Raw genomic sequence first — 434 nt, 5'->3', positions numbered from 1 at the left:
ACTTAGTGCAAACGAATATATCTTTCATCCACAGTTAGGTTATGTTTCGTTGCAACAACGTTTGGCTAACGACGAAGTTCTTGCTGTTGCCTATCAATATACTATAGGTGATCAAGTGTATCAAGTTGGAGAATTTGGTACCGATGGAGTTGATGCTACACAAGTAGATCCTAATGGAATTCCTTCTTCGCAAGCATTAATCTTAAAAATGCTTAAAAGTAGTTTAACCAATGTGCAAAAACCAATTTGGAATTTAATGATGAAGAATATTTATCAAATTCCTGGTGGCTATCAATTGCAACAAGAAGATTTTAAATTCAATATTCTATATACAGATCCATCGCCTTTAAACTACATTACGCAAGCAGATGTTGCAACACCACTTCCTGCCGATGTAGAAAATACACCTTTGTTAAAGGTTTTTAATGTAGATA

Annotated in this window: 1 protein-coding gene; it reads left to right on the top strand. The window is 34.3% G+C overall.

Annotated features, from left to right (window positions below; translation table 11 throughout):
* Positions 1–49: 49 nt before the first annotated feature.
* On the top strand, positions 50–434 hold a 385-nt coding region (locus tag FHK88_RS03650; protein WP_264480593.1), incomplete at its 3' end, for a hypothetical protein.

Origin of the sequence: Psychrobacter sp. I-STPA6b (genome assembly GCF_020662265.1) — a bacterium.
Classification (GTDB): Bacteria; Pseudomonadota; Gammaproteobacteria; order Pseudomonadales; family Moraxellaceae; genus Psychrobacter.
Note: the sequence above shows the minus strand (reverse complement) of the source record. Positions and strands in the feature narration are given on the sequence as shown.